Annotated in this window: 10 protein-coding genes; 7 read left to right on the plus strand and 3 right to left on the minus strand. The window is 60.2% G+C overall.

Going from position 1 to position 10,470, the window contains the following annotated elements:
* Positions 1-108 precede the first annotated feature (108 nt).
* The 7 genes from ACYZT3_RS23995 (at position 109) to nagE (ending at position 8,816) form a co-directional block, all read left to right on the plus strand.
* Positions 109-660 carry an NUDIX hydrolase gene (locus ACYZT3_RS23995; RefSeq protein ID WP_282382526.1) on the plus strand — a complete coding sequence of 184 codons (552 nt, stop codon included), beginning with the start codon at positions 109-111 and terminating at the stop codon, positions 658-660.
* 64 nt (positions 661-724) lie between these two features.
* The gene (locus ACYZT3_RS24000) at positions 725-1,228 is read left to right on the plus strand and encodes a L,D-transpeptidase family protein (protein WP_282382529.1); all 504 of its coding nucleotides are present in this window, start codon (positions 725-727) and stop codon (positions 1,226-1,228) included.
* A gap of 292 nt (positions 1,229-1,520) precedes the next feature.
* Positions 1,521-2,252: a GntR family transcriptional regulator gene (locus ACYZT3_RS24005; protein WP_008151596.1), complete on the plus strand. Its 732-nt coding sequence runs from the start codon at positions 1,521-1,523 to the stop codon at positions 2,250-2,252.
* 31 nt (positions 2,253-2,283) lie between these two features.
* A complete protein-coding gene (nagA, locus tag ACYZT3_RS24010) occupies positions 2,284-3,390 on the plus strand; it encodes an N-acetylglucosamine-6-phosphate deacetylase (RefSeq protein WP_462030897.1) in 1,107 nt (368 codons plus the stop codon).
* Complete coding sequence (locus tag ACYZT3_RS24015) at positions 3,371-4,393, plus strand: SIS domain-containing protein (protein WP_282382536.1); 1,023 nt, start codon at positions 3,371-3,373, stop codon at positions 4,391-4,393. The genes nagA and ACYZT3_RS24015 overlap by 20 nt, the downstream gene beginning before the upstream one ends.
* A gap of 144 nt (positions 4,394-4,537) precedes the next feature.
* Positions 4,538-7,054, plus strand: coding sequence for a phosphoenolpyruvate--protein phosphotransferase (gene ptsP / locus ACYZT3_RS24020; protein WP_462030898.1), 2,517 nt, complete (start codon positions 4,538-4,540; stop codon positions 7,052-7,054).
* A gap of 46 nt (positions 7,055-7,100) precedes the next feature.
* Complete coding sequence (gene nagE, locus ACYZT3_RS24025) at positions 7,101-8,816, plus strand: N-acetylglucosamine-specific PTS transporter subunit IIBC (RefSeq protein ID WP_282382541.1); 1,716 nt, start codon at positions 7,101-7,103, stop codon at positions 8,814-8,816.
* A 77-nt stretch (positions 8,817-8,893) separates the two neighbouring features.
* Here the strand turns inward: nagE and ACYZT3_RS24030 are convergent, their stop codons facing one another.
* The 3 genes from ACYZT3_RS24030 to ACYZT3_RS24040 all read right to left on the minus strand — a co-directional run bounded on the left by ACYZT3_RS24030 (position 8,894) and on the right by ACYZT3_RS24040 (position 10,467).
* Positions 8,894-9,349: a hypothetical protein gene (locus tag ACYZT3_RS24030; RefSeq protein ID WP_282382543.1), complete on the minus strand. Its 456-nt coding sequence runs from the start codon at positions 9,347-9,349 to the stop codon at positions 8,894-8,896.
* Positions 9,333-9,971 (minus strand): DUF6036 family nucleotidyltransferase, encoded by a 639-nt coding sequence (locus tag ACYZT3_RS24035; protein WP_462030899.1) that lies wholly within the window; start codon positions 9,969-9,971, stop codon positions 9,333-9,335. The genes ACYZT3_RS24030 and ACYZT3_RS24035 overlap by 17 nt, the downstream gene beginning before the upstream one ends.
* Before the next feature lie 184 nt (positions 9,972-10,155).
* Positions 10,156-10,467, minus strand: a complete 312-nt coding sequence (locus ACYZT3_RS24040; RefSeq protein ID WP_282382547.1) for a YqfO family protein — start codon at positions 10,465-10,467, stop codon at positions 10,156-10,158.
* Positions 10,468-10,470 lie beyond the last annotated feature (3 nt).

The following is a 10,470-nucleotide window of genomic DNA, read 5'->3' on the forward strand; positions in this document are numbered from 1 at the left end:
CAATCGAACCGACCGCCCAACCCCATAACCGCTGCATGTCGCTAAACGACAACTTGCCGACAGACACCGCCGCACGCCAAGATAGGCGCAGCATTCAGGAACCCAAGCATGAAATTTTGCAGTCAGTGCGGCAACCCGGTGACCCAGCGCATCCCAGAAGGCGATTCGCGCCTGCGTTTTGTCTGTGACAGCTGTCAGGCGATTCACTACCAGAACCCCAATATCGTCGCCGGTTGCGTGGCGACTTGGGGCTCCAAGGTCTTGCTGTGCCGACGCGCCATCGAGCCTCGGCTCGGTTATTGGACCCTGCCCGCCGGTTTCATGGAGAACGGTGAAACCATCGAGCAGGCGGCCATTCGCGAGACGGCCGAAGAAGCCTGCGCGCGGGTACGCAACCTGACCCTCTATACGTTGATCGACGTGCCGCACATCAGCCAAGTGCATGTGTTCTTCCGCGCCGAGCTTGCGGACCTGGATTTTGCCGCCGGTCAAGAGAGCCTGGAAGTGCAGCTTTTCGAAGAAGCCGACATCCCTTGGTCCGAGCTGGCTTTCCGCACAGTGGGCCGTACCTTAGAATGTTTCTTCGCTGACCGGCGGACCGAGGTCTACCCCGTGCGGTCCGAGTCGATCCCGCCGCTTGCTCAGCCTGCCATCTCATAACGCTCCTGGTTCTAAAATCACCTATAACTTAATAGTCGCGACACCTCTTAGGGATATCGTTTCAATGCGCTGGCTGCTTGCCCTGTTTTGCTTGTCATTTGTCGTTATCTCCCAGGCTTCCGTTGCGGAAACCCTGGACGGCAAAGTCATCGAAAAAATCCTGGTTCTCAAATCCGCCCACCAATTGCAATTGATCAATGACGGCAAACCGCTCAAGACCTATCGCATCTCATTGGGAAAAAGACCCGTCGGCCCGAAACTCATGGAAGGCGACAAACGCACGCCTGAAGGTTTTTATTGGATGGACTGGCGCAAGACCAGTGACCGTTTCAACCTGTCGATGCACATCTCCTACCCGAACATCAGCGACTCCGCCCGCGCCCGGCGCGAAGGCGTCGAGCCCGGTGGCATGATCATGATCCACGGCACCCCGGACACCGAAGAAAACCCCGAAGACCTGTTCCACACGCTGGACTGGACCGACGGCTGCATCGCCATGCGCAATATGGACATGCGCGAAGTCTGGAATCTGGTGCCGGACGGCACGATGATCGAGATTCGTCCGTAACGGCTACCTTCGGTCGCTCATCGAAAAAAAAATCAAAAGATCGCAGCCTGCGACAGCGCCTACCGGGTAGATACCAATTTCACCCGTAGGCGCTGTTGAAGGCTGCGATCTTTGCTTTCGAAATCCCCACCTCTAATACCACTTCAAGCCAACAACCCTTCAGCCTATCCAACTGGGCAGGCTTTCCCGCGACCAAAGCAAAGTGGTGGCATTGACATGGTATTTAAGTGGTATTAATTTCTTCTCACCACCGAGCGACAACAAACCTATATCCGCATCGGACCAAACCTACATGAATGACCTCCAGGCCCTACGCCCTGACGACACCCAGCCCACGCCGTTGTACCTGCAACTGGCGCGCAACCTGGAAGCGGCGATCCATGCCGGCCAGTGGAAAGCCGAACAGGCCATGCCGTCGGAGCGCAACCTCAGCGAAATGCTGGGCATCTCCCGTGTCACCGCGCGCAAGGCGTTGGAAGTGCTGTTCGAACAAGGTCTGATCCGACGCAACCAAGGTTCCGGCACGTTTATCACCCCACGCCTGGAACAACCGCTGTCGCGCCTCTCGGGTTTCAGCGAAATGCTGCGGCTGAAGGGCTTCGTCCCCGGCTCCCAATGGCTGGAACGGGAAATCACTCCGCCGACCCACGAAGAACTGATCCGCCTCGGCCTCTCGCCGAATGATAAGGTCGCGCGGCTCAAACGTCTGCGTAAAGCCGACGACACGGTCATGGCGATCGAGATGAGCACCCTGCCCGCCTCGATCATTCCCAAGCCGCAAGCGGTGGGCGACTCCCTCTACGAATACCTCGACGGCATCGGCAAGCCGATTGTCCGCGCCCTGCAGCACATTCAGGCGATCAACGCCTCGGATGAATTCGCCGCCCTGGTGGGCATCGCCCCCGGCACCGCCATGCTGCTGATGACCCGTGTCGGCTACCTCGAAGACAACACGCCGATCGAAGTCACCGACACCTATTGCCGCAACGACTACTACGACTTTGTTGCAGAGCTGCGCCGCTGATCAGCCACGCCGCTAAACGAGAGAACCGATCATGTCCGAAGACAACATCCTCACCGCCCACGGCTGGGTTCGCGGCCGGCTGATTCATGAACACGGCAAGGTCGTGTCGATCGAAGGCCAACCGTGCGATCCGGCCGACAACGACCTGCCTTACCTGCTGCCGGGTTTTATCGACCTGCACGTTCACGGCGGTGGCGGCAAAGACATCATGGAAGGCGCAACCGCCTTCGAGACCATCACCAGAACCCACGTGCGTTTCGGTACCACGTCGATACTGGCGACCACCATGACCGCGCCGAGCGAAGAGATTTCCAGCGTGCTCAAAGCCCTCGGCAAGTTCTGTGAGTGGCGGCCAAAAGGCAGTGCCCGGGTACTGGGTGTGCACCTGGAAGGCCCCTACATCAACCCCGGAAAACTCGGCGCCCAACCGAACTTCGCCCACACCGCGTTGATGGCCGAAGTCGAAGAATACCTGGCCTTGGCGCCGATCCGGGTGATCACCATCGCCCCGGAAATCGCCGGCCACGATGCGTTGATCCGCGCCCTCAGCGCTCGCGGCGTGCGCATGCAAATCGGCCACACGCTCGGCAGTTACGAGGAAGGCGTGGCTGCGCTTGCGGCCGGCGCCAGCAGTTTCACCCACCTCTACAACGCCATGAGCCCGCTGCATCACCGCGAGCCAGGCATCGTCGGCGCGGCACTGGCTCACGCCACATACGCCGAATTGATTCCGGATTTACTGCACGTACACCCCGGCGCCATCCGTGTGGCCTTGCGCTCGATCCCATGCCTGTACTGCGTCACCGATTCCACCGCCGCCGCCGGCATGCCCGACGGCGAATACAAGCTTGGCAGCCACACCGTGACCAAATGCCTGGGTGGCGTGCGCTTGCCCGACGGCACTCTCGCCGGCAGCACGCTGACTATGGATCAAGCCCTGCGCAATCTGGTGAAGATCGGCTTGCCGATCGCCGAGGCCTCGCAACGTCTTTCGCAATTCCCCGCCGACTACCTCGGCATCACCGAACGCGGGCGCCTGCAACCCGGCAGCTGGGCCGACTGCGTGCGGCTCGATCGCTCACTCACACTGACCGCCGTCATGGTCGAAGGAGAAGACATTGACTTCAAAAATGCTTGAAGAGGCGCTGTCCTCGAGCGAGGCCGTGCACGCCCAATTGCAACAACTCGACCCACAGATGATCGAGATCGCCGGGCGCCTGCGTCGTCAGCCGCCGCAAGTGGCGATGACTGTCGCTCGCGGCAGCTCCGACCATGCTGCCAGTTACTTCGCCTACCTGACCATGCAGCAACTGGGCATTCCGGTGGCGTCGTTGCCGATGTCGGTGGTGACCATGCAGCAAGCGCCGTTGAAGGTCAGCGGCCAAGTGGCGTTCGCCTTCTCGCAGTCCGGGCAAAGTCCCGATCTGGTGAACAGCATGCGTCTGCTGCGCAAGCGTGGCGCCCTGAGCATTTCGATGGTCAATGCCGAGAGTTCGCCGCTGGAGGCCGCCTGTGAGTTCAGCCTGCCGCTGTGTGCCGGCACCGAAAACAGCGTCGCGGCGACCAAGAGTTTTATCGCCACCCTCAGCGCCAGCGCCCGTCTGATCGCCCATTGGAAAGAGGATGTGGAATTACTGGAGGCCGGCCTCGCGCTGCCGGAAGGTTTGCGCGACGCGGCGAAACAGGACTGGAGCGTGGCCATCGACGCCCTGCGTGATTGCCAGCACCTGATGGTGATTGGCCGTGGCGCCGGTTTCGCCATCGCCCAGGAAGCCGCACTGAAATTCAAGGAAACCTCGGCGATCCAGGCCGAAGCCTTCAGCAGTGCCGAGGTCCGTCACGGGCCGATGGCGTTGATCGACGAAAATTATCCACTGCTGATCTTCGCCCCACGCGGTGCCGAGCAGGCCGGTTTGCTGAGCCTCGCCGCCGACATGCGCCAGCGTGGTGCTCGCGTCCTGCTGGCCGCGCCGGATGACGTCGTCGAACGCGACCTCACCCTGAGCCGCGCCGAACACCCGATGTTTGATCCGATCCTGGCGATCCAGAGTTTCTACGTCATGGCCGCAGGCCTGGCTGTCGCCCGTGGCATGGACCCGGACCAGCCGCGGCACTTGAGCAAAGTAACGCGCACGCATTGAGTGGAGAACCCTGTAGCAGCTGTCGAGTGAAACGAGGCTGCGATCTTTTCAGCGCAGGATCAAAAGATCGCAGCCTCGTTTCACTCGACAGCTGCTACAGGGCGAGTTGCTCCGAATCGTAGTTTTTATTGATGAGACCGAGCCATGCACAACAATAATAAAGAGCTGACCCTCAGCGCCCCGCTCAGCGGCCCGGTGCTCACGCTCGCCACAGTCCCGGACCCGGTGTTCGCCAGCGGCGCCATGGGCGACGGGATCGCCATCGATCCGCTGAACGACACCCTGCACGCACCGTGCGCCGGCGTCGTGGTGCACGTCGCCCGCACCGGCCACGCCGTCACCTTGCGTGCGGATAACGGCGCCGAATTGCTATTGCACCTGGGCCTCGACACCGTCGAGTTGCAGGGCGAAGGCTTCTCGATGCTGGTCAAGGAAGGTGCGCGAGTCAGCAACGGCCAACCGCTGTTGCGCTATGACCTGGACAAGGTCGCGCAGCGATGTAAAAGCCTCGTCAGCTTGATGATCCTGACCAACAGCCAGGACTTTCAGGCGCGGCCTATTACGCTGAAATCAGTGAAGGTCGGCGAGCCATTGCTGCACATCATTCGTCGACACGCACCCGATGCGCTGACTGAAATGGAGTTGTCGGGAGAAGAGATTTACGGCCACATTCGCATCGCCCACCGTGGCGGTCTGCACGCCCGGCCGGCGGCGCTGATTCGTCAGACAGCGCAAGGGTTCAAGAGTAAATCGCAGCTGCATTTCGCCGGCAAATCCGCGACCTGCGACAGCTTGATCGGGCTGATGGGTTTGGCCGTCGGCGAGCAGGACGAGGTTCAAGTCAGCTGCCAGGGCCCGGACGCCGAAGCGGCATTGCAAGCGTTGCTGATCGCCTTGTCCACAGCGCTGGCCGAAGACAGCCACGTCGCGGCGCCGACATCGATTTCTCAGCGTAATAGGGCAGCCGAAGCCGGTGTGCTGCACGGCGTCTGCGCCGCTCCCGGCTTGGTGGGTGGGCCGTTGTTTCGCTTGAACGCCATCAGCCTGCCGGTGGACGCCGGCCACCATGATCCCGAGCAACAACTGAAAACCCTCGCCACTGCACTGACCGTCGTGCGCAGCGAAATCGACCACACACTGGCCCAAGCCAGGAAACATAAAAACACCGACGAAGAAGCGATCTTCGCCGCCCACCTCGCCTTGCTCGAAGACCCGGCGCTGCTGGACGCCGCCAACACTTCCATCGACCAAGGCATGGCCGCGACCCACGCCTGGAGTCAATCGATCGACGTGCAGTGCGAGGTTCTCCAGCAACTCGGTAGCCCGTTGTTGGCCGAACGCGCCAACGATCTTCGCGACCTCAAACAACGCGTGCTGCGCGCCCTGCTCGGCGAAATCTGGCACTACGACGTACCGGCCGGCGCGATCGTCGCCGCGCATGAACTGACGCCGTCCGACTTGCTGCAATTGAGCCAGCAAGGTGTCGCCGGGTTGTGCATGGCCGAGGGCGGCGCAACTTCTCATGTCGCCATTCTCGCTCGCGGCAAAGGCTTGCCGTGCCTGGTTGCACTGGGTTCGACGCTGCTGGATCAGCCACAAGGCCAAGCGGTTGTGCTGGATGCCGATGGCGGTCGTCTCGAACTGATGCCAAATGCCGAACGGTTGGCCGAGGTGCATCAGGTGCGACTCGATCATCAACAGCGCCGCGCCGAGCAGCAGGCTCAGGCTCACACGCCGGCGCTGACGCTCGACGGTTTGCAGATTGAAGTTGCCGCCAACGTGGCCTCCAGCGCTGAAGCGGCAGATGCCCTGGCCAATGGCGCCGACGGCGTCGGCCTGCTGCGCACCGAGTTCCTCTTCGTCGACCGCCACACAGCGCCGGACGAACAGGAACAGCGCGTCGCCTACCAGGCCGTGCTCGACGCCATGGGCGACAAGTCGGTGATCATCCGTACCATCGACGTCGGCGGTGACAAGCAACTCGACTACCTGCCGCTGCCGGCCGAGGCCAATCCGGTGCTGGGCTTGCGTGGCATTCGTCTGGCTCAGGTCCGCCCGGAATTGCTCGATCAGCAACTGCGCGCGCTGCTGCATGTCAGCCCGCTCTCCCGGTGTCGGATCCTGTTGCCGATGGTCACCGAAGTCGATGAGCTGCTGCACATCCGCCTGCGCCTCGACGCGTTGTGCACTGAACTCGGTGTGAATGAGCGCCCTGAGCTGGGCGTGATGATTGAAGTCCCCGCCGCCGCATTGCTGGCCGAGCAACTGGCCGAACACGCGGACTTCCTGTCCATCGGCACCAACGATTTGTCCCAATACACCCTGGCCATGGACCGCGACCACGCCGGCCTCGCCTCGCGGGTCGACGCCCTGCACCCGGCATTGCTGCGATTGATCGCCCAGACCTGCGCCGGTGCTGCGGTGCATAACCGCTGGGTCGGCGTCTGCGGCGCACTCGCCTCTGATCCGCTGGCCACGCCGGTCCTGATTGGCCTGGGGGTCAGCGAGTTGTCGGTCAGCCCGGTGCAGATCGGTGAAATCAAGGACCGCGTGCGCCACCTCGACGCCACCGAATGCCGACGCATCAGCCAGGACCTGCTCAAACTGAGCAGCGCCAGCGCGGTGCGTCACGCCTGTCACCAGCAATGGCCTCTGAGCTGAACAACTACAACAGCTCTAAAACAAAAAGAACACAGGGAGAACCGCCATGTACCAATACTTCATCGAAGGCCTGCAGCGCCTCGGCCGCGCGCTGATGCTGCCGATCGCGATCCTGCCGATTGCCGGTCTGTTGCTGCGTTTGGGTGACACCGACCTGCTGAACATCGCAATCATTCACGACGCCGGCCAGGTGATCTTCGCCAACCTGGCAATGATCTTCGCCATCGGCATCGCGGTCGGTTTCGCCAAGGACAACAACGGCACGGCAGGCCTCGCCGGAGTGATTGGCTACCTGGTGATGATCTCCACCCTCAAGGTGCTCGACGCGAGCATCAACATGGGCATGCTCGCCGGGATCATCAGCGGCTTGATGGCTGGCGCGCTGTATAACCGATTCAAGGACATCAAGCTGCCGGAATACCTGGCGTTCTTCGGTGGTCGGCGCTTCGTGCCGATTGTCACCGGGTTCGCCGCCGTCGGCCTCGGCGTAATCTTCGGCCTGATCTGGCCACCGATCCAGCACGGCATCAACAGCTTCGGCACGTTGATGATGGAGAGCGGCAGCTTCGGCGCGTTCGTCTTCGGCGTGTTCAACCGCCTGCTGATCGTCACCGGGCTGCATCACATCCTCAACAACATGGCGTGGTTCGTCTTCGGCAACTTCACCGACCCGACCACGGGCGCCATCGTCACCGGCGACCTGTCGCGCTACTTCGCCGGCGACCCGAAGGGCGGCCAGTTCATGACCGGAATGTTCCCGATGATGATCTTCGGCCTGCCCGCCGCGTGCCTGGCGATGTACCGCAATGCCTTGCCGGAGCGCCGCAAGGTCATGGGCGGGATCTTCCTGTCGATGGCGCTGACATCGTTTTTAACGGGTGTGACGGAGCCGATCGAATTCGCCTTCATGTTCCTCGCGCCGCTGCTTTATCTAGTGCATGCGTTGCTGACTGGCCTGTCGATGGCGATCACCAACCTGCTGAACATTCACCTCGGGTTTACGTTTTCCGGTGGCTTCATCGACATGATTCTCGGCTGGGGTAAATCCACCAACGGCTGGTTGGTGGTACCGGTTGGCTTGGCGTATGCGGTGATTTACTACGTGGTATTTGATTTCTGCATTCGCCGCTTCAACCTCAAGACGCCGGGGCGCGAAGAGGTGCCGATGGGCGACAAGGTTGTGGTCGCCGAGAATGAGCGGGCCGGGGCTTACATCAAGGCGTTGGGTGGGGCGCAGAATTTGATCACCGTAGGTGCGTGCACCACGCGGTTGCGGCTGGACATGGTTGATCGCAACAAGGCAAACGATGCGGAGCTGAAAGCACTGGGCGCGATGGCGGTGGTGCGGCCAGGCAAGGGCGGGAGTTTGCAGGTGGTGGTCGGGCCGATGGCGGACAGCATTGCTGATGAGATTCGATTGGCGATGCCGGCCTTGGGGCGCGCACTTGTTTCCTCCCCTCCTGCTGTTATCGATACGCCGAAACCTGCTGCGGTAGCGAATTCAGAAGCACAGCAATGGCTGAACGCTTTGGGTGGCGGCGAGAACGTACTGCAGATGGATTGCATCGCCATGACCCGGATTCGATTGCAATTGGCGGATGGCAAGGCGTTGTCGGAGTGTGATTTGAAGACGCTGGGTTGCCAGGGCGTCAGCCAGTTGGACGGAGGGGTTTGGCATCTACTGATTGGTGACAAGGCGCCGAGTTTGAGTGGGGCGCTGGAGGCGTTGGTTAATCGTAGTGAGGTGAGAGCCAAGGTTTAGATTGTTCGCGCCTGACAGTCAGTCATCGCGAGCAAGCTCGCTCCCACATCTATGGTTCGGCGTAGTACCACATAAACTCAAGCAGACGTGGCGTGCTGCTCAGCTTCGTAATGTCGAGTCTGGAAAGGCATGAGAGTCTGAGCCTTAAGACCAAGCCCCTCACTCAGCCCCCAAGAAGCCGCGAGCTCATCGCGGCGCTTGCGAAGCGGAACAGTCGCTACCTGCGACCTCACTTCCAGTCTGGACGTCGAGCGTAAAAAAAGCTTAAGAGCGCCGAAGGCTTCCAAGACACGGCTATCAGAAACACATGCAAAGCGCGTGAACCGCTCGAGCAAGTAACCTGCGCGGCGAACTTCGAGCTCGTCAGCGTGAAGACTCAGGAAGGCTTCGACTTCACTCACAAGGTCATCCTTCGAATACCAGACAACTTTAGCTGCGCGCACCAGCGCAGCGTCATCTGCTTGATTCAAAGGTTTTTTGACCAAGGTGTCCAAGGCGGATGAGAGGACGTGGCCGCTATGGGGCGTCGCCATCTGTAGTCTCCAGGTAATCTTGCAAGATATTGGTGAGAACGGAGGTCGGTGGCTCTTTGTTGCCAACATATACATCAATTGCCTGCAATGCCAGACAACGGAGTTCAGTGGTCAGTATAAAACCCGCCCGGAGCAGCGCCATGACGTCGCCAATATCCTGGTCTGTCGCTCTACCTAGTTTGGATATTGCGATGTCGACAGGAGCAGCAATATGGACATGCAGCGGTGACTCTATGGAGAAATCTGCAAGGGGAAGACTCCGTTCCCAGTAGTCTTCATGAATTGGACCGAAGCTGGTGTTGTATTGAAGGTCGTAGTTCAGCTCCATCAATCGGCCGGATTGCTCATCAACAAATTGTTCAGGTACTTCTGCGAGCAAGGTCTGCAGGTGAAGACTCTGTGGGAGATTTGCATAGTAAATCTCAGCGTCAACATCAGTTGACACGCGGTGATGAGTGTAGAGGTGAACGGCGCACCCTCCGAACACGATAACCTTGACCGCCCCTGGCTCTGCCCGCTCACCGACTAGTTCCAACTCGACGGATTTGAACATCGAAATTAGCGCCTGCCCAAGCGCGGTGTTCGAGTTAACCCTGGGAGTAATTGCGTCCGGCAATTCCATCTTTGAACCTCAAGTGGATTGAAGTGTTTGTGATGGACAAAGGCTGGACTTGGCACTTCCGACGGACAACCTGAAAAGGTTGTCGGATATTTCCTCGAGCGATGTAGCCGTTATTAAATCCCGAACAACAAAAAACCCGCTGAACGCTCATTCAGCGGGTTTCTCATTTCAGCGGTCGGCAAGATCAAAAATCCTCCAGCCGCCACACCTCATAAGCCGGCGTCTCGTAGGGGTGGCTCTGCTTCAGAGCCACCACCACAGAGCGAATCAACTCATCACGGACCACAAGCTCAACCTTCCATTCCTCAACCTGTTCGACCTGCCCCGCCTCACCAATAAACGGCTGACTGCCATCCAAAGGCCGAAACTGACCCAGACCCAACACCTGCCACGCGCAGTGATCATAAGCCCCGATCCGCCCACCACCCGCGGCGAACACAGCGCTTTTGACCACCTCGACATGGCTGGCAGGAACATAAAAACTGAGCTTATACATCGC

The sequence above is a fragment of the Pseudomonas sp. MDT1-16 genome (genome assembly GCF_054898115.1).

Bases quoted from the DNA above. Each gene is read 5' to 3' on its own strand.
- ACYZT3_RS24040 (WP_282382547.1), bottom strand. From the start codon at position 10,467: ATGTATAAGCTCAGTTTTTATGTTCCTGCCAGCCATGTCGAGGTGGTC.
- ACYZT3_RS24030 (WP_282382543.1), bottom strand. From the start codon at position 9,349: ATGGCGACGCCCCATAGCGGCCACGTCCTCTCATCCGCCTTGGACACC.
- ACYZT3_RS24000 (WP_282382529.1), top strand. From the start codon at position 725: ATGCGCTGGCTGCTTGCCCTGTTTTGCTTGTCATTTGTCGTTATCTCC.
- nagE (WP_282382541.1), top strand. From the start codon at position 7,101: ATGTACCAATACTTCATCGAAGGCCTGCAGCGCCTCGGCCGCGCGCTG.
- nagA (WP_462030897.1), top strand. From the start codon at position 2,284: ATGTCCGAAGACAACATCCTCACCGCCCACGGCTGGGTTCGCGGCCGG.
- ACYZT3_RS24035 (WP_462030899.1), bottom strand. From the start codon at position 9,971: ATGGAATTGCCGGACGCAATTACTCCCAGGGTTAACTCGAACACCGCG.
- ptsP (WP_462030898.1), top strand. From the start codon at position 4,538: ATGCACAACAATAATAAAGAGCTGACCCTCAGCGCCCCGCTCAGCGGC.
- ACYZT3_RS23995 (WP_282382526.1), top strand. From the start codon at position 109: ATGAAATTTTGCAGTCAGTGCGGCAACCCGGTGACCCAGCGCATCCCA.
- ACYZT3_RS24005 (WP_008151596.1), top strand. From the start codon at position 1,521: ATGAATGACCTCCAGGCCCTACGCCCTGACGACACCCAGCCCACGCCG.